This window comes from Frigoribacterium sp. SL97 (assembly GCF_026625765.1).
In the GTDB taxonomy this organism is placed as follows: Bacteria; Actinomycetota; Actinomycetes; order Actinomycetales; family Microbacteriaceae; genus Frigoribacterium.
Genome location: NZ_CP113062.1, coordinates 2,644,555 through 2,661,236, shown reverse-complemented (window position 1 = coordinate 2,661,236; position 16,682 = coordinate 2,644,555). Strand labels below are relative to the sequence as shown.

Genomic DNA, 16,682 nt, shown 5'->3' with positions numbered 1-16,682 from the left:
TGTCACGGGCGGGGGCCCGTGCTCCAGGCCCAGGGACGACTCAGCGCCCCGACGGCACGCTCCAGCGGCCCGCGCCCGACGTACCGTTGCCAGAGGGTGGCGTAGACGAGCGTGAGGACGACGGCGACGACCAGGTGGCCCAGGGGCAGACCGTAGGCGGCGGCCGGGTCGGACAACCGGTACACGGTGAACAGCGGCGCGGTGATCAGCACGTGGGCCGCGTAGACGGTGAGCGGTTGCGCGCCCGTGGCCGCGAGGGGCCGGAGGACGGTGCGGACGACCGCAGCCGCGCCTCCTCGTCCCCGACCCTCGGGCGTCACGGGACGACGCGGGGTGGTGGCGAGCAGGAGCAGTCCGAGCACGGCGGCGGCGACGCCGCCCGAGCCGACGATCTCGGCGGGCATGCCTTCGTGGTCGGCCGGGTCGAACCAGGGGATCGAGGAGGCGCCGGGCAGGAACCGCGCCGCGTACCCCACGATCGCGGCCGACGTCCCGGCGACGATCAGCGTGACCTGGGTCCGGGTGCGGATCAGGTCGGAACGAGCCGCGACGAGACCGACGAGCAGGAAGGGCGTCCAGACCAGCGCCGGGTAGGCGCCGACGAGCAGGGCCTGGGTCGCCAGGCCGGCGGCGCCGGACACCGCGGTGTCGCCGTAGGCGTCGACGGGGACGGACGAGGCCAGCCACGGGGCCACGACGGCGAGCAGGGCGGCGGCCGCCAACAGTACGGCCCGGGGGGCGAAGAGCAGCCCCAGTGCCAGGACGAACATCACGCCGTAGTAGGGCAGGATCACCAGGAGGTACGGGTTCCAGGCCTGCAACGCGAGGCCCAGCACGACGAGCAGGCCCGCCCGGATGGCGATCCCACCGACGACCCGCCCTCGACCGCCACGGGGCGTCGGCTGGGCGCCTCCCGACATCAGACCGAGCGAGACGCCGGCGAGGGTCGCGAAGAGGATCGCCGACCGCCCGTCGAAGACGCGCTCGTCGAGCAGCGGCCGCGGCCACATGTGGGCGGCGAACATGCCGAGCACGGCGAGGCCGCGGGCGACGTCGACGCCCATCAGGCGGGGTGCCGCCCGGCGCGCCTGCACCGGCGGGACGTCCGCCGGCGCAGGCGTGACGGGCGGCGGCTGGCTCACTTGTCGAGCGCGCCGAGCTTGAGGGCGGCGAGGCGGGCGTCGACCTCGGTCTGCTCCCCGAGGTCGTCGAGGCCTTCGAACTGGGCGTCGAGGCTCGAGGCTGCGAGCTCTTGACGACCGAGCATCTTGGCCTCCTCGCGGCGGACCTTGTCCTCGAAGCGGCTGATCTCGCTCGTCGGGTCGAGGATGTCGATGCTCTGGACGGCGTCGGCGACCTTGGTCTGGGCCTCGACGGTCTTCGAGCGCGCGTTCAGTTCGTCGCGCTTGGCGGCGAGCTGGTCGAGCTTGGACCGCATGCCGCCCAGCCCCGTCTTGAGCTTGTCGACGACGTCCGTCTGGGAGGCGATCTGCGGCTCTGCCGTCTTCGCCTCCTTCTCGCTCTGCAGTTGCTTGCCGAGGGCCACGCGAGCGAGGGCGTCGAACTTGTCGGCGTCGACCGTGTTGCCCGACGAGCGCAGCTCGTCGGCCTTGTTGCTCGCTGCTAGGGCCTTGCGCTCCCAGTCCGCGGCGGCGGCGACGTCCTCGGCGTGGTCCTGCTCGAGGAGGCGCAGGTTGCCGATGGTGGTCGCGACGGCTTCCTCGGCCTCGGCGATGCTGTTGGTGTAGTCGCGGACCATCTGGTCCAGCATCTTGCTGGGGTCCTCGGCCTGGTCGAGCAGGCTGTTGATGTTCGCGCGGGTCAGTTGCGCGATGCGTCCGAAGATCGACTGCTTTGCCATGGTGCGTCCTTTCGAGAGGTGGTGCCGTGGGGTGGTGCTCGTCTTGTCGGTCGTGCTGCTGTCTCGGGGCTGAGGGGGCGGATGGAACGGCTGGGGCGGAACGGGGCCGTGGACCGTGACGGGCGGACCCTAGAACCGGCCGCCGCCCGAGCGGCGGCCGCCTCCGCCGCCACCCCCGCCGCCGAAGCCACCGCCCCCACCGAAGCCGCCGCCACCCCCGCCGAAGCCTCCGCCGCCACCGCCGAAGCCGCCGCCGCCACCCCCGCTGAAGAGTCCACCGAGCAGCATGCCGGTGACGATGCCGCCGAGATCGGCCCCGGCCGACCCCCGCGTGCCGACTCCGCCGCCGAACGGGCTCGCCTGCTGGTAGGACGAGACGTCGGCCTCGGCACCGGCGGCTGCGGCCTGAGACAACTGGACGGCCTGGTGGGCCTCGAACAGTGCGGCGTCGCGGTCGGACGTCGCGAGCGACACCGCGGTGGCCAGGTGACGTTCGGCCTCGGACAACCGGGTGCGCGGCTGCGGGCCGATGCCGCCGCGACGGGTCTCGATGAAGTCGCGGGTGGCGCTGATCTGACTCCGCGCGGTCAGCAGCGCCTGGTCGAGGGCCGCCTGGGCCCGGCGCTGCTTCTCGGAGTCGTCGCGCACGGCCGCCAGCACTTGGTCGATGCGGTCGTTGGCAGCACCGAGCGAGGCGACGACGGCGAGCGGGTCGTCGGTCGTCGTCTCGGCCAGCGCGATGGAGGCCCGCGCAGCCGAGACGGAGCCGGCGACGTCGACGCCCTGCGGGGCCGAACCGTCGGGCAGCCCCTCGGCCGTCGCGATGTCCTGCCGCAGGTCGAGGGTCATGGCCGAGATGGTGCTGCCCGCCGTCCGCAGCGACTCGGCGGCCCCGTCGACCGCGCTGAGCAGCTGGTCGACCTGCGCCAGGGCCTGACGGGCCTCTCGGACGGCGATGACGGCCTCCGACGTGGAGGACGACGCCAGCGCGGTCGCCGCCGTACCGGCCCTCTCGTCGGCGAACTCGAGCAGACGGTCGGCCTGGTCGTCGTTCTGGTCGATCGACGCGACCGCCCGCGCCGAGTAGATCGTGGTCAGCTCGCCGATGAGGGTGCGGGCCGAGGCGAGCCGGGCTCGTCGGGTCGCGACCTCGCCGGGGAGGGCCGCCACGTCGCTCGGCGCCCGCCCCTCGGCCTCACGCAGCTCGTCGAACGCGGCGGACTGCTCGGCGAGCGACGCGTCGGCCGCCTCGCACAACTCGATGATGCGGGTGGTCCACTCGAGGCGTTGTTCGGGGGAGTCGGGGACGGAGTCGTCCAACTTCTGCTGCAGGGCGAACGCCTCGCGGGCGTGCACCCGGGCCGCGTCGAGCGCCTCGGCGAACGGCCGGGCCGCGTCGTCCCCGAACTGTGCCGCCGCGAAACCGACCTCGTGTGCGCCTGCGGTCAACTCGTCGTCGAGGGCGACCAGCACCCGCGCGGCACGCTTGTCGAGTTCGTCCTGGCGGGCCTTCTGCGCATCGGACTCGCTGCGTCGACGTCGTGCCCGGCGGACCACGACGACGACGGCGACGGCCGCCGCGACGAGGACCAGCACGAGCAGCGCCCAGAGCACCCAGCTGAGGTCGGGCCCGGCCTCGTCGCTGCGGATGCCGTCGGCGAGGGCGACGGCGGCACCGGCCCAGTCGCCGTCACGCAGCTCGGGCACGACGACGTCGGTCTGCAGCGCCTGCCGGTCGGATTCCGAGATCACGGACGTGTCGGCCGAGAGGTCGTAGAACTGGTCGTCGACCGCCACCGAGAGCAGCACGTCGTTCGCACCCAGTTGGTTCAGGGAGGCCGTCGCCTCGCCCCAGGCCGTGCGGTCGGAAGGCGAGGAGAAGGAGTCGACGTAGACGACGAAGAGGTTGACGCCGGTGTCGGTCGCGAGCCGGTCGAGTGCGTCGGTCACCTCGGCCTCGTCCGCGCTCGACAGCACGTCGGCCTGGTCGACCACGTAGGCGCCCGAGAACTCGACCGGTTCGACGGCCTGGGCCGGGACCGCACCGAAGGCGATCGTGCCGACCACGGCCAGGACCGCCGCGGCGACGGCGGTCACCGTTCGTCTCGCCGGTCGTCGGCCGGTCGTGGATCTCGTGCTCACGACGCTCCCCTCGCTCGTTGCGGGGGAGTCTATCGACGGCCCCCGTCAGACCGCCCGGGGTGCCCTGTGCCCGCAGGGGGTGACGTCGAACCGGCCGCGAGACGGGTCAGGAGACGAAGAGCAGGCCCACCGACGCGACGGCACAGACCGCCCCGACGGCGTAGAGCACCACCCCCACGGTGCGGGGCGCCCGTCCGTCGTCGTGCGGGGGGTGGACGCGGGCCCGGTGGGGTCGGTCGGGGTCGTAGTGCACGGTGAGCTCGGTCTCGAGCGGCGTCGTCACCGGGACGTCGCCGAACTGCGTCTCGTGCAGCTGCCCGTCGACGTCCATCCATCGGGCGGTGGCGGCACGGGCCCAGTCGGGCGGCGGGATGACCACGCCGACGGTGCTCTCGAGGCGGGTCGCTCGGCGCCGGAGCACCCACCCGGCCAGGAGGAAGGGCGTGCCGACGATGAACCCGAACCAGCCGAAGAGCTCCACCACCGGCGAGATGACGGAGAAGGCGTCGCTCATGCCACGATCGTACTGTGCCGCCGCGCACCCCGTGACGAACCCGGAGCCCCGTGAACCCCAGCCCCCTCGGCCGTGTGCCGTCGCCCCTGCTCGCCGTCGCGGCGATCGTCTCGGTGCAGTTCGGGGCCGCCCTCGCCAAGACGCATTTCGAGGCCCTGGGACCCCTGGGCGCCGCCAGCCTGCGCCTCGCCTTCGGTGCGACGCTCCTGGTGCTCGTCTTCCGACCGCGCCCCTGGCGATGGCCCCGTCGAACGTGGCTGGGCGTGGTCCTGTTGGGTCTCGCCCTCGCCGGGATGAACTCGCTCATCTACCTCGCGATCGACGTCGTACCGCTCGGGGTCGCGGTCACCCTCGAGTTCCTCGGTCCGCTGGTCGTGGCACTCGTGCAGACGAGACGCTGGTGGGACGCGGCCTGGGCCCTGCTCGCCCTCGCCGGGGTCGTGCTGCTCGGCTCCGACTCGACCGGGGCGATCCCCGTCGTCGGCGTGCTGCTCGCCCTCGGCGCGGGGGCGTTCTGGGCCTGCTACATCCTCGCGAACGCCGCCCTGGGGCGAGGCCGTGACCCGATGGGCGCCCTCGCGACCGCGATGCTGGTCGCCGCCCTCGTGGTCGTCCCGTTCGGGGCGCACGACGCGACGGTGGCCGTCCGGGCCGAACCGCGCCTCCTGCTCGTCTTCCTCGTGGTGGCCGCCCTCACCTCCGCGATCCCGTACGCGCTCGAGTCGGTGGCGCTGCGGAGGCTGCCGACGCGCGTGTTCGGCGTCCTGTCGAGCCTGGGGCCGGCGGTGGCTGCCCTGGCCGGCCTCGTCGTGCTCGGCGAGGCACTCGGGGTGCGCGAGGTCGTCGCCCTCGCCTGCGTCACGGCGGCGAGCGTCGGCGTCACGATCGCGGCCGGTCGCCGGCGGCGTCGTGGGGCCCTGCCCGAGGCTCCGCCGGCCTGATCGGACGGCGAGGCCTCGCGCCTGTCCGAGGAACGAGTCAGAGGCCCAGTCTGACAACCCCACGGGGACTTGTACCCCAGATGCGGGGTACGCTGCGATCACGGCCCGGTACGAGGGCCGGAGAACGAAGAAGGAGACATCATGGGTGCTGTCTTGGAGCGCACGTCCCGAGCGGAGGTCGTCCCCCTGGGCGACGGATTCCACCGCGTGTCGACGCCGACCGCCGGGGTGATCGGGTTCGTGCACGAGTCCGACGGGTTGTTCGAGGTGCTGCGGGGGCGCGTCCGCACCGCCGTCCGGCGTGAGGGTTCGTACCGCACGCTCGACGTCGCGGTGATCGCGCTCACCTACAGTTGAGTTCGACCCACCACTGACGCACGCCTCCGGGCGGACGTCCTCGAGGCCTCGCCGTCGGCGGGGCCTCACCTCTCTGTCCACCCTCGCCTCGCCGGAAGGCCCACCGTGACCGTCGTCGGGTACGCCCGCATCTCGCGAGACGACCCGTCGTCCGATCGCCAGGAGGAGCGCCTGCGGGCGGGCGGGTGCGAACGGGTCTTCGTCGACCACGCCACCGGCACCAGGCAGTCCCGCCCCGAGTTCGCCAAGGCGATCGGCAGCCTGCGGGAAGGCGACGTCTTCGTCGTGACGAACGTCGACCGGATCGGCCGCTCGGTGGCCGAGCTGGTGGGGGTGATGGCGACCCTCGACGCCCTGGGCGTCGCCTTCCGCTCGATCGACGAGCAGATCGACGAGCTCAACGCCTACGGCCGCTTCTTCTTCCGCGTCACCGCCGCCCTGGCCCGCTTCGACGAGCAGGTCGGCGGTGAGCTGCACCGTGCCGAGACCCGCAAACGGCAGGAGGCGCGGGTGGCGCAGACCCCGAAGCCCCCCGTCTCGAGACGCCGCCTCGACGCGGCCCGTCAGCTACGGGCCGGGGGAGCGAGCATGCGCGAGGCCGCCGAGCACGTCGCCGTCCCCGAACGCGTCCTGCGTCGCGAGCTCGACCGCGACGACGCCGACCGCGCCCGCCGCCAGCAGTCCGACTGACCTGCCGGCTCCGTTCGACCGCGGCATCGGAAGGCCGTCGCATCGAGAGAACAAGTGGTGCCCCCAGGCAGATTCGAACTGCCGCCCCTGCCTCCGGAGGGCAGTGCTCTATCCCCTGAGCTATGGGGGCCCGGGAACGTCGTCCAGGTTAGCAGCGAATCGGTCCGGCCTGGGACGGCCCCGCCGCGGGAGGTGCATCGTGGGGGAGTGACCGACGACACCAGCACCGACCGAGCCGACTCCGGCACCCGTTCCGACCGCACCGACCCCGAGGGTCCGACGCTGCGCGAGCGTCTCCGCTCCGCCAAGGTCTTCCACCCCGAGTTGCCCACCTTCGACGTCGACGACGTGGCCGACGACGCGGTCGACCAGTTCGTCGCGTGGCTCGTCGAGGCCGTCGACCAGGACGTCGCCCAGCCGCACGCCATGGTGATCTCGACCTCGTCGTCCGACGGCGACGTCACGGCCCGCACCCTGCTCCTCAAGGACGTCGACGACGGTGCCCTCTGGTTCGCGACCTCGTCGATCAGCCCGAAGGGACGGCAGATCGCCGAGAACCCCCGGGTGGCGCTCACCCTGTACTGGCGCGAGCAGGGCCGCCAGGTCCGCGTGCTCGGCCGGGCGACGCCCGGTCCGCGCGACGTCAGCGAGAAGGACTTCACCGCTCGCCACCCCGACTCGCGCGCCGTCGCGATGACGCAGCCGCAGAGCAGCCCGATCACCGACGAGGCCGAGACGCGGCGTCGCCTCGCCGAGGCCAAGGCCACGATCGAGTCCGACGACACCTTCGTCCCCGACGACTGGACGGCCTGGCGGGTCGACCCCACCTCGATCGAGTTCTGGCAGGCCACCACGGGCCGAGACCAGGTGCGCCTGCGGTACGACCGCGACGGCGACGGCTGGACCCGCGCCTCCTTGTGGCCCTGACCACCCCTGAGGGAGCCGGCGGCGCGACCGCTGCCGCCGCAGCGGCGTAACGCGACGACACGCACCTGGCAGGGCGCCCGTCCCGACGGCAGCATGGAGCCATGACCTCGTACGCCGCCCCGTCGACCCGCCCGAGCGACCCCGCCGTCGCCTCGATGCGTCTCGCCGTGGTCGAGGTCGCCCGGCACCGGCCGCACGCCCCCGAGTACCACGCCTACGTCGACGACATGAACTCCCGAGTCCGCGCGACCGCCGAGGCCGCGGGCTGGCAGGCGACGCGTTTCGCCGCGGGCGACCTCGGCACCGACGAGCTGTTGCGCGTGACCGCCGACGCCGATGCGATCGTCGTCCTCGGTGGCGAGGACCTCTCTCCCCGTCTCTACGGAGGCGCGACCGGCTACCCGGGGGAGGGTCGCCACGACCCCGTGGCCGACGAGGCCCAGCTCGCCGTCGTGCGCCGCGCGGTCGCTCGCCGCACCCCACTGCTCGGCGTCTGCCGCGGCCACCAGCTGATCAACGTCGCCCTCGGCGGAGACCTCGTGCAACACCTGGACGACCACGACGGGGTGCACCGCACCCCCGACGCGCCGGTCGACCAGCTCATGCACCCGCACGCCGTCGGGCTCGAGCCCGGTAGTCGCCTCGCGCGGGCCCTGGGCACCGAGCCGGTCGTGCAGAGCGCGCACCACCAGGCCGTCGGTCGCCTGGGCCAGGGACTCCGCGTCGTCGGCCGCGCCTCCGACGGCACCGTCGAGGCCGTCGAGCACGACTCGGCCCCGGTCGTCGGCGTGCAGTGGCACCCCGAAGACAGAGGAGCCCCGGTCGGCCAGCTCGAGGCACTGTTGGCGTCCCTGGCCGCCTCCGTCGAGGCGGGGCGCCTCGCCGCGTCCTCCGCCTCGCGAACGGACCAGGAGGCGCTGGTCGCCTAGGCCGCGCCCCTCACCCGAGCGCGCCTCCCGCCCTCGGTCTCAGTCGACCTGCTTCAGCGCCGACAGCACGGCCGACACGACCGGCTCGGCGTCGCCGGGTTCGAGGAAGGTCGTCGAACGGGCGACGACGAACGCCGGCGACGAGAACGCCTCGGCCGTGCCGATCTCACCGGGGGTGTCGAAGTAGCCCTCGACGCCGAAGGTCGGCACCGAGTTGCTGGTCGCGACGAGGTCGTTGGCCAGCTCGTCGAGGCTGTCCGCGTCGAAGTGCGCGACACCGACCGTGACGGTGGCGCCGCTGGAGTCCTGCCACGTGCACGTCGTGCCGTCCGCGTCGGCGACCTGCTGCAGGGCCTCGCCGTCGCGGCTCGCGTCGCCGCTCGCCTCGTCGTCGGCGACGGCCGTCAACCCCGGGTACCAGGAGGCGAGCGAGCCTGGATCGAGCAGCTCGCCGCAGTCGACGTCGAACGGGGTGCTCACGAGCTCGCGCGTGGCCGCCGCCGTCGGCGTCGCGACGGGGGTGGAGGACGACTCCTCGCCCGTGGTCGGGGTCGCGCTCGGCGCGGCCTGCGACGGTGCCGTGCAGGCGGTCAGAGTCAGGGCGAGGGCACCCGTCACGACGAGGGTGCGCAGGACGACGGGGGAGCGGGTCGAGGCGGGGCTCATCCCTCCATCATCACCGACGGCGGGCTCGCCGTCGTCTCCGTGCCTCCCGGTAAGATCGACCCTCGTGACTCCCGCCGAACTCTCCACGTCCCTGCTCGCCGTCGTCCAGGGCGTCCTCGAACGCCGAGGCACCGTCGACGTGGCGGTGACCGAGGGCGACGTGGCGCTCGAGCGTCCGAAGAACCGCGAGCACGGCGACTGGGCGTCGAACGTGGCCATGAAGTTCGCCAAGCGCGTCGGCACGAACCCCCGTGAGCTCGCCACCGACATCGCGGCCGACCTGGCCGAGGTCGACGGGGTCGCCGACGTCGACGTCGCGGGCCCCGGGTTCATCAACATCCGCCTCGACGCCGCGGCCGCGGGCCTCCTCGCGCGCTCGATCGTCGAGCAGGGCGAGTCCTACGGTCGCGGCGACTACTACCGGGGCGTCACCATCGACCTCGAGTTCGTCTCGGCGAACCCCACCGGCCCGATCCACCTCGGCGGCGTGCGCTGGGCAGCGGTCGGCGACAGCCTCGCCCGCGTGTTCCAGGCGCAGGGCGCGCTCGTCACCCGCGAGTACTACTTCAACGACCACGGTGGGCAGATCGACCGTTTCGCCCGTAGCCTCCTGGCCAGCGCACTCGGCGAACCCACCCCCGACGACGGCTACGGCGGGCAGTACATCGGCGACATCGTCGAGCGCGTCGTGGCCTCGACCGGCGTCGACGCCGCCGCCCTGCCGCGTGACGAGGCGCAAGAGGTCTTCCGCGCCGCCGGCGTCGACTTCATGTTCGCCGACATCAAGTCGTCCCTGCACGACTTCGGCGTCGACTTCGACGTGTACTTCCACGAGAACGAGCTGCACGAATCCCAGGCCGTCGAGCGCGCCATCGCCCGGCTCCGCGAGCTCGGGCACGTCTACGAGTCCGAGGGCGCCACCTGGCTGCGCACCACCGACTTCGGCGACGACCGCGACCGCGTCATCGTCAAGAGCGACGGCGAGGCCGCCTACATCGCCGGCGACCTGGCCTACTACCTCGACAAGCGCGAACGTGGCTTCGAACGCAACCTCATCATGCTCGGCGCCGACCACCACGGCTACGTCGGTCGAATGATGGCGATGTGCGCGGCGTTCGGCGACGAGCCGGGCGTCAACCTCGAGATCCTCATCGGCCAGATGGTCAACCTGCTGCGCGACGGCGAACCGATGCGCATGTCCAAGCGTGCGGGCACCGTCGTCACGATGGAGGACCTCGTGGACGCCGTCGGCGTCGACGCCGGCAGGTACTCGCTGGTCCGCAGCCCGGTGAACAGCTCGATCGACATCGACCTCGACCTGCTCACGAAGCGCAGCAACGACAACCCCGTCTTCTACGTCCAGTACGCCCACGCGCGCACCCGTGCGGTCGGGCGCAACGCCGAGGCGGCCGGCGTGACGCGGGACGCGTTCGACGCGTCGCTGCTCACGCACGAGACCGAGAGCGCCCTGCTCGGCGCCCTGTCCGAGCTGCCCCGCGTCGTCGTCCAGGCCGCCGAGTTGCGCGAGCCGCACCGCGTCGCCCGCTACGTCGAAGAACTCGCCGGCACCTACCACCGCTGGTACGACACGTGCCGCGTCACACCGCTCGGCGACGACGAGGTCACCGACCTGCACCGCACCCGTCTGTGGCTCAACGACGCGGCGGGCCAGGTCATCCGCAACGGCCTCGGACTGCTGGGCGTCTCGGCACCCGACCGCATGTGACCTCGCGCGCCGCGCCTCCTCGGTCTCGACCGCAGGAGGCGCGGCGTGAGCGTCCCTCGCCACCCGGCTGACAAGATGGCCCGATGAGCGACATCGACTCCGACTTCTTCGAGGCCAAGCCCGTCGCCCGTCGCCGAGGCCGGGGCTTCGGCATCGTCGTCTTCGTCCTGCTCGGGATCGTGGTCGTCCTGGGGATCCTGGCCGTGGTCGCCGACCTCGTCGTGCGGACGGTCGCCGAGGACCAGGCCGAGAAGCAGATCTCGCAGCAACTCGGCGACGCGGCCGGTCCCGTCGACGTGCAGATCGGCGGCTTCTCGATGCTCTGGCAGCTGGTGCAGGGCACCATCGAGCAGGCCACCATCTCGTCCGCCGGGTCCTCGGGTGGTCTGTCGTTCGACTTCGACGTCCGAGACGTGCCGACCGACCTGAGCGGATCGACCGGGGCCATCACCGGCACGGTCACCGCCGACTCGGCGACCGTCAACGGGCTCGCGGCCGTGCAGGAGAGCGGCGGAGCGATCTCCTTCGGCGACGGAGAGGTCACCTACGCCCGCGACTTCACGATCCCGCTGGTGAACACGGTCGTGCCCGTGGACGTCGTCGCGACCCCCTCGATCACGAGCGAGGGCCGGGTCATCTCGCTCACCCCGACCACGGCGTCGCTGCGGGACACGTCGGTGTCGCTCGACCTCGCCCCCTTCATCGGCGGCTACGCCTTCGACGTGTGCGCCGCGCAGTACCTGCCCCAGGGCACCACCCTCACCGCCGTGGACGTCACGCCGTCGGCGGCGACCCTCGACGTCACGTCGCCCGGCCTGCCGATCTCGTCGAGCGGCATCGGCACCAAGGGGTCCTGCTCCTGACCTCCGGTGTGGCGACCATGTCGCCACGACCCTGGCCGTCACGCACCTCGGCGGTCGGTAGGCTCTGATGTCGTTCCCCGTCCTTCGAACCCCCGAGGTCCGCGTGTCCCCGAACCCCCTGGCTCCCGCCTGGCTCCACGAGCCGACCGACGCCGACGCCCTCGACCCGGCCGTCTGGTCGGCCACGGCCCAGCGGTCCTCCGACGGCGAACTCGTGCTCGGCGGCGTCACCGTCTCCGACCTCGTGGCGTCGTACGGCACGCCGCTCTACGTCCTCGACGAGGACGACGCCCGTGCCCGCGCGGTCGAGGCCGTCCGCTCGTTCGAGCGCGAGGCGGCCCGCATCGGCACGACGGCGACGGTCTACTACGCGGCCAAGGCGTTCCTCTCCGCCGAGGTCGCCCGCTGGGTGGCCGAGGCGGGCATGGCCGTCGACGTCTGCACCGGCGGCGAGTTCGCCGTGGCCCGGGCCGCCGGAGTCGACCCCGCCCGCATGGGGTTCCACGGCAACAACAAGTCGCTCGCCGAGATCGACCGCACGGTCGAGGCCGGCATCGGCACCGTCGTGCTCGACAACGCCGCCGAGGTCGGACGGGTCGCCGCGGCGGCCGAACGGCACGGACGCGTCCAGCGGGTGCGCCTGCGGGTCAACTCGGGGGTCCACGCCTCCACGCACGAGTACCTCGCCACCGCCCGCGAAGACCAGAAGTTCGGCGTCCCGCTCTCCGAGACCGCCGACATCGTCGACTCGATCCGCCGGCAGCCGTCGCTCGAGTTCGTCGGCCTGCACTCGCACATCGGCTCGCAGATCTTCGGCTCGGACGGCTTCGCGGAGGCCGCCCGCCGCCTGCTCGCCGTGCACGCCGACCTGCTGGCGTCCGGCCCGGTGCCCGAGCTCAACCTCGGCGGGGGCTTCGGCATCGCGTACACGAGCGCCGACGACGCCCGCCCGCTCGACGACCTCGCCGTCGCCCTGGCCGACATCGTCCAGGCGGAGTGCCTCCGCCTCGGCGTCGACGTGCCGCTCCTCGCGGTCGAGCCCGGACGCGTCATCGTCGGTCCGGCCGGCACGACGCTCTACGAGGTCGGCACGATCAAGGACGTCTCGGTCGCGATCGACGAGGGCAGCGCGGTGCGCCGCTACGTCAGCGTCGACGGCGGGATGAGCGACAACGCGAGGACGGCCCTCTACGCGGCGGACTACTCCGTGCGCATCGCGAACCGCACCTCCTCGGCCCCGCCCGCCCTCGTGCGGGTCGCCGGGAAGCACTGCGAGAGCGGCGACCTCGTCGTGCTCGCCGACTACCTCCCCGGCGACGTCGTCCCCGGCGACCTGCTCGCGGTGCCCGCCACCGGGGCCTACTGCCACAGCCTCGCCAGCAACTACAACCATGTCGGGCGTCCGCCCGTCGTGGCCGTGCGCGACGGCCGGGCACGCGTGATCGTGCGGGGCGAGAGCGAAGCCGACCTGCTGGCCCGCGACGCCGGCCTCGACTGAGCGATCCGCGCCTCCTCACCTCGTGCGAGCACCGCACCCCGCCGACGAAGCACCCGAGAACGGACTGACATGATCGAATACCGCAACGTGAGGGTCGCCCTGCTGGGCGCCGGCTCCGTGGGGTCGCAGGTGGCGCGATTGCTGCTCGAGCAGGGCGACGACTTCGCCGGGCGCGCGGGTGCCGGGCTCGAGCTGGTCGGCATCGGGGTGCGCGACGTCGACGCGCCGCGCGACGTCGACCTGCCGCGCGAGCTGTTCACGACCGACGTCGAGTCGCTGATCGTCGGCGCCGACATCGTCGTCGAGTTGATCGGCGGACTCGAGCCGGCCCGCAGCTACGTGCTGCAGGCCCTCAACTCGGGGGCCGACGTCATCACGGGCAACAAGGCCCTGCTCGCGAGCCACGGTCCCGAGCTGTTCGACGCCGCCGAGCAGGTGGGCGCGCAGGTGTACTACGAGGCCGCCGTGGCCGGTGCCATCCCGATCATCCGCCCGTTGCGCGACAGCCTCGCCGGCGACCGCGTCCAACGCATCATGGGCATCGTCAACGGCACGACGAACTTCATCCTCGACCGCATGGACACCGACGGCTCGAGCCTCGAGGACGCCCTGGCGACGGCCACGGCCCTGGGTTACGCCGAGGCGGACCCCACGGCCGACATCGAGGGCTACGACGCGGCGCAGAAGGCGGCCATCCTGGCCGGCCTCGCCTTCCACACGGCCGTGCCCCTCTCCGCCGTGCACCGCGAAGGCATCACGTCCGTCACGCACGACCAGGTGGTCGCGGCTCGCAAGGCCGGGTACGTCGTGAAGATCCTGGCGATCTGCGAGCGCCTGGTCGACGACGACGGCGTCGAGGGCGTCAGCGCACGCGTCTACCCGGCGCTCGTTCCGCTGAGCCACCCGCTCGCGGCCGTGCACGGAGCGAAGAACGCCGTCTTCGTCGAGGCCGAGTCGGCCGGAGACCTCATGTTCTACGGCGCCGGAGCCGGGGGAGTCGAGACGGCGTCCGCCGTGTTGGGCGACCTCGTCTCGGCCGCGCGACGCCACGTCATCGGCGGCCCCGGCGTCGCCGAGTCCACCCACGCGAACCTGCCCGTCCTGCCGATCGGTCGCGTGTCCACGCGGTACCAGATCACGCTCGACGTGGCGGACCAGCCGGGCGTCCTCGCCGAGGTCGCCGGGGTGCTCAGCGACCACGGCGTGAGCGTGCACAACGTCGAACAGACGTCGGGTGCGACGCCGGGCGTCACGGGCGAGGGCGACGCCGTGGCCACCGCTACGCTGATCATCGGCACCCACCGGGCGCGCGAGTCCGACCTCGCCGCCACGGTGACCGCCCTGAAGAACGCCACGGTCGTGAACTCCGTCACGAGCGTGCTGAGAGTCGAAGGAGCCTGATGGCCCACCAGTGGCAGGGTGTCCTGCGCGAATACGCCGACCGTCTCGACGTCACCGACGCCACCCCGATCGTCACCCTCGGCGAGGGCGGAACGCCGCTCATCCCGGCTCCGGCCCTGTCGAACCGCACGGGCGCGAAGGTCTACGTCAAGTACGAGGGCATGAACCCGACCGGTTCCTTCAAGGACCGCGGCATGACGATGGCGATCTCGAAGGCCGTCGAACACGGGGCCAAGGCCGTCATCTGTGCGTCGACCGGCAACACGTCCGCCTCGGCCGCCGCCTACGCCGCCCACGCCGGCATCACGGCCGCCGTGCTCGTCCCCGAGGGCAAGATCGCCATGGGCAAGCTGAGCCAGGCCGTCGCGCACGACGGTCAGCTGCTGCAGATCCAGGGCAACTTCGACGACTGCCTCGACATCGCACGCGACCTCGCCGCCAACTACCCGGTGCACCTCGTCAACTCGGTCAACAACGACCGCATCGAGGGCCAGAAGACCGGGGCGTTCGAGGTCGTGGACGTGCTCGGCGACGCCCCCGACTTCCACTTCATCCCGGTCGGCAACGCCGGCAACTACACGGCCTACACGCGCGGCTACCGTGAAGACCTCGAGATCGGCCGCGCCACCAAGCTGCCGCGCATGTTCGGGTTCCAGGCCGCCGGCTCGGCGCCGATCGTCGCCGGTGAGGTGGTCAAGGCTCCCGAGACCATCGCCAGCGCGATCCGCATCGGCAACCCCGCCTCGTGGCAGCTCGCCCTCGAGGCGCGCGACCTGACCGACGGCTGGTTCGGGGCCATCACCGACGAAGCGATCCTCGCCGCGCAGAAGATCCTCTCGGCCGAGGTCGGCATCTTCGTCGAGCCCGCGTCGGCCATCAGCGTGGCGGGTCTGCTCGAGCGGGCGGACGCCGGGGTCATCCCCGCCGGGGCCACCGTCGTGCTCACCGTCACGGGCCACGGCCTGAAGGACCCCCAATGGGCCCTGCGGCGCGCCGACGGCAGCGACGTGCAACCGACCGTGGTCGCGAGCGACACGGCCCGGGTGGCCGAGGTGCTCGGTCTCGCGCCGGCCTCTGCATGACCCCCGGGGTCGTCGGGCGTTCGGTGCTGGTCAAGGTCCCCGCGACCTCGGCCAACCTCGGTCCCGGCTTCGACACGCTGGGGCTCGCGCTGTCTCTCTACGACGAGCTCGAGGTCACGGCGACCGGTGAACCCGGGGTCTCGGTCGAGGTCACGGGCGTCGGGGCCGGTCAGGTGCCCACCGACGGCTCGAACCTCGTCGTCCAGGCCGTCGCCGCGGCCTTCGCGTCGGTCGACGTCCCTCTGCCGGGGCTGCGGCTCCGGGCTCGCAACGCGATCCCGCACGGCCGGGGACTCGGGTCGTCCGCAGCCGCGATCGTCTCGGGCATCATGGCCGCCAAGGGACTGCTCGAGGGCACGGTCGAACTCGACTCCGCGGCTCTGCTCGCCCTGGCGACCGAGATGGAGGGTCACCCCGACAACGTGGCACCCGCGCTGTTCGGCGGCCTCACGATCGCCTGGATGAACTCGCACGGCCCGTCCCACAAGCGACTGCTCGTGCACCGTGGAGTGTCGCCCGTCGTGTTCGTGCCCGAATCCACCCTCTCGACGAAGCTGGCGCGGAGCCTGCAGCCCGCCTCCGTTCCGCACGAGGACGCCACGTTCAACGTGTCGCGGTCCGCTCTGCTGGTGGCGGCCCTCGTGCAGAGTCCCGAGTTGTTGCTCGCGGCGACCGAGGACCGCCTGCACCAGAGCTATCGCGCCAGTGCCATGCCCGAGACCGACGCCCTCATCCGCATGCTGCGCGACGCCGGTCTCGCGGCCGTCGTGTCGGGGGCCGGCCCCTCCCTCCTGGTCCTCGGCAGCGACCCGGCACAGCGCTTGTTCGCCGCCGAACTGGTGCGCGAACACGCCGTCTCGGCGTGGCGTCCGTTGATGCTGGCCGTCGATCTCAAAGGTGCTACAGTGGTGCCGCACCCGGTAGAAAACTCAGATTTCCTGGGCATCTAGCTTCGTCCCCGCAGTTCTTCGCAGGGGCTACCGCGTGGGGTCACAAGTCTTCGAGTCCCCGGGTCGCACATCCCGTAGTGCACATCTAGCAGTGTTCGTCTGCCGATCTGGTCGGCGCGCACCGCACCTCCCAGG

Annotated in this window: 16 protein-coding genes and 1 tRNA gene; 11 read left to right on the top strand and 6 right to left on the bottom strand. The window is 72.5% G+C overall.

The annotated features are described in order from the left end of the window. Positions 1-2 precede the first annotated feature (2 nt). From OVA02_RS13090 to OVA02_RS13075, 4 genes are all read right to left on the bottom strand, one after another. Entirely contained in the window at positions 3-1,142 is a 1,140-nt protein-coding gene (locus tag OVA02_RS13090; protein ID WP_267658649.1) for a DUF418 domain-containing protein, read from the bottom strand. Then, entirely contained in the window at positions 1,139-1,861 is a 723-nt protein-coding gene (locus tag OVA02_RS13085) for a PspA/IM30 family protein (protein WP_056045949.1), read from the bottom strand. Before OVA02_RS13085 ends, OVA02_RS13090 begins: the two co-directional genes overlap by 4 nt. 129 nt (positions 1,862-1,990) lie before the next feature. Further along, complete coding sequence (locus tag OVA02_RS13080; protein WP_267658648.1) at positions 1,991-4,003, bottom strand: TPM domain-containing protein; 2,013 nt, start codon at positions 4,001-4,003, stop codon at positions 1,991-1,993. Between the two features lie 106 nt (positions 4,004-4,109). Continuing rightward, on the bottom strand, positions 4,110-4,517 hold the full coding sequence (locus tag OVA02_RS13075; RefSeq protein WP_043596924.1) for a hypothetical protein: 408 nt from the start codon (positions 4,515-4,517) through the stop codon (positions 4,110-4,112). Positions 4,518-4,567: 50 nt separating this feature from the next. Between OVA02_RS13075 and OVA02_RS13070 the strand changes: the two genes are divergently transcribed. From OVA02_RS13070 to OVA02_RS13060, 3 genes are all read left to right on the top strand, one after another. Next, a complete protein-coding gene (locus OVA02_RS13070; protein ID WP_267658647.1) occupies positions 4,568-5,458 on the top strand; it encodes an EamA family transporter in 891 nt (296 codons plus the stop codon). A 141-nt stretch (positions 5,459-5,599) separates the two neighbouring features. Then, positions 5,600-5,815 (top strand): hypothetical protein, encoded by a 216-nt coding sequence (locus tag OVA02_RS13065; RefSeq protein ID WP_148053617.1) that lies wholly within the window; start codon positions 5,600-5,602, stop codon positions 5,813-5,815. A 105-nt stretch (positions 5,816-5,920) separates the two neighbouring features. Next, complete coding sequence (locus tag OVA02_RS13060; RefSeq protein WP_159825252.1) at positions 5,921-6,505, top strand: recombinase family protein; 585 nt, start codon at positions 5,921-5,923, stop codon at positions 6,503-6,505. A gap of 55 nt (positions 6,506-6,560) precedes the next feature. Here OVA02_RS13060 and OVA02_RS13055 read toward each other — a convergent pair. After that, positions 6,561-6,635 (bottom strand) — tRNA-Arg (locus tag OVA02_RS13055). A gap of 77 nt (positions 6,636-6,712) precedes the next feature. On the opposite strand from OVA02_RS13055, the gene OVA02_RS13050 reads away from it, so the two are divergent. Together OVA02_RS13050 and OVA02_RS13045 are read left to right on the top strand one after the other, a co-directional pair. After that, positions 6,713-7,432, top strand: coding sequence for a pyridoxine/pyridoxamine 5'-phosphate oxidase (locus tag OVA02_RS13050; RefSeq protein WP_158612839.1), 720 nt, complete (start codon positions 6,713-6,715; stop codon positions 7,430-7,432). A gap of 101 nt (positions 7,433-7,533) precedes the next feature. Then, the gene (locus OVA02_RS13045; protein WP_267658646.1) at positions 7,534-8,361 is read left to right on the top strand and encodes a gamma-glutamyl-gamma-aminobutyrate hydrolase family protein; all 828 of its coding nucleotides are present in this window, start codon (positions 7,534-7,536) and stop codon (positions 8,359-8,361) included. Between the two features lie 39 nt (positions 8,362-8,400). Here the strand turns inward: OVA02_RS13045 and OVA02_RS13040 are convergent, their stop codons facing one another. Further along, positions 8,401-9,027, bottom strand: a complete 627-nt coding sequence (locus OVA02_RS13040; RefSeq protein ID WP_267658645.1) for a hypothetical protein — start codon at positions 9,025-9,027, stop codon at positions 8,401-8,403. A 64-nt stretch (positions 9,028-9,091) separates the two neighbouring features. On the opposite strand from OVA02_RS13040, the gene argS reads away from it, so the two are divergent. The 6 genes from argS to thrB all read left to right on the top strand — a co-directional run bounded on the left by argS (position 9,092) and on the right by thrB (position 16,547). Then, positions 9,092-10,753, top strand: coding sequence for an arginine--tRNA ligase (argS, locus tag OVA02_RS13035; RefSeq protein WP_123570246.1), 1,662 nt, complete (start codon positions 9,092-9,094; stop codon positions 10,751-10,753). 83 nt (positions 10,754-10,836) lie between these two features. Beyond that, complete coding sequence (locus OVA02_RS13030; protein ID WP_123570245.1) at positions 10,837-11,616, top strand: DUF2993 domain-containing protein; 780 nt, start codon at positions 10,837-10,839, stop codon at positions 11,614-11,616. 67 nt (positions 11,617-11,683) lie between these two features. Continuing rightward, a complete protein-coding gene (gene lysA / locus OVA02_RS13025; RefSeq protein WP_199859511.1) occupies positions 11,684-13,114 on the top strand; it encodes a diaminopimelate decarboxylase in 1,431 nt (476 codons plus the stop codon). Positions 13,115-13,183: 69 nt separating this feature from the next. Continuing rightward, positions 13,184-14,515 carry a homoserine dehydrogenase gene (locus OVA02_RS13020; RefSeq protein WP_056045923.1) on the top strand — a complete coding sequence of 444 codons (1,332 nt, stop codon included), beginning with the start codon at positions 13,184-13,186 and terminating at the stop codon, positions 14,513-14,515. Beyond that, the gene (gene thrC, locus OVA02_RS13015; RefSeq protein ID WP_056045920.1) at positions 14,515-15,597 is read left to right on the top strand and encodes a threonine synthase; all 1,083 of its coding nucleotides are present in this window, start codon (positions 14,515-14,517) and stop codon (positions 15,595-15,597) included. Before OVA02_RS13020 ends, thrC begins: the two co-directional genes overlap by 1 nt. Continuing rightward, positions 15,594-16,547 (top strand): homoserine kinase, encoded by a 954-nt coding sequence (gene thrB / locus OVA02_RS13010; protein WP_123570242.1) that lies wholly within the window; start codon positions 15,594-15,596, stop codon positions 16,545-16,547. Before thrC ends, thrB begins: the two co-directional genes overlap by 4 nt. Positions 16,548-16,682: the final 135 nt, after the last annotated feature.

Bases quoted from the DNA above. Each gene is read 5' to 3' on its own strand.
- OVA02_RS13085 (WP_056045949.1), bottom strand. From the start codon at position 1,861: ATGGCAAAGCAGTCGATCTTCGGACGCATCGCGCAACTGACCCGCGCG.
- OVA02_RS13075 (WP_043596924.1), bottom strand. From the start codon at position 4,517: ATGAGCGACGCCTTCTCCGTCATCTCGCCGGTGGTGGAGCTCTTCGGC.
- OVA02_RS13065 (WP_148053617.1), top strand. From the start codon at position 5,600: ATGGGTGCTGTCTTGGAGCGCACGTCCCGAGCGGAGGTCGTCCCCCTG.
- OVA02_RS13045 (WP_267658646.1), top strand. From the start codon at position 7,534: ATGACCTCGTACGCCGCCCCGTCGACCCGCCCGAGCGACCCCGCCGTC.
- OVA02_RS13040 (WP_267658645.1), bottom strand. From the start codon at position 9,027: ATGAGCCCCGCCTCGACCCGCTCCCCCGTCGTCCTGCGCACCCTCGTC.
- OVA02_RS13030 (WP_123570245.1), top strand. From the start codon at position 10,837: ATGAGCGACATCGACTCCGACTTCTTCGAGGCCAAGCCCGTCGCCCGT.
- lysA (WP_199859511.1), top strand. From the start codon at position 11,684: ATGTCGTTCCCCGTCCTTCGAACCCCCGAGGTCCGCGTGTCCCCGAAC.
- OVA02_RS13020 (WP_056045923.1), top strand. From the start codon at position 13,184: ATGATCGAATACCGCAACGTGAGGGTCGCCCTGCTGGGCGCCGGCTCC.
- thrC (WP_056045920.1), top strand. From the start codon at position 14,515: ATGGCCCACCAGTGGCAGGGTGTCCTGCGCGAATACGCCGACCGTCTC.
- thrB (WP_123570242.1), top strand. From the start codon at position 15,594: ATGACCCCCGGGGTCGTCGGGCGTTCGGTGCTGGTCAAGGTCCCCGCG.